This window comes from Vibrio sp. 10N.222.48.A3, assembly GCF_041475345.1.
In the GTDB taxonomy this organism is placed as follows: Bacteria; Pseudomonadota; Gammaproteobacteria; order Enterobacterales; family Vibrionaceae; genus Vibrio; species Vibrio tasmaniensis_A.
Genome location: NZ_JBFRVX010001753.1, coordinates 1 through 286 on the forward strand (window position 1 = coordinate 1; position 286 = coordinate 286).

General features: G+C 46.2%; 1 pseudogene. It reads right to left on the reverse strand.

The features are described 5' to 3' along the window. Positions 1–286: pseudogene (locus AB4653_RS28760) on the reverse strand (cytochrome bd-I ubiquinol oxidase subunit CydA); the annotation flags it as partial.

A 286-nucleotide genomic window follows, 5' to 3' on the forward strand; every position in this document is an offset into this window, starting at 1 on the left:
ATCAGACGGAACGACCAGAATAGAGGCCAAACTGTTGGGATAGAATCATCCGCAGCCATTTGGATTTGGTCTTCTGTTGCATCAACAACGTCGTCTGTATAGCGCTTAAGAAGCAGTCCGTAACCTAGGTCACCTTTTACTTCGTCAAATGCCGCTTTGTTCTCTTCTGAACGGTCACCACCACGTAGCTTTTCAAGCAACTCATACGCATACATACCGGTACGAATACGATCAACGTGATCGTCGCGCAAGTCACGTAGTCCTGTTACTTCTGTATCAAAAGAAC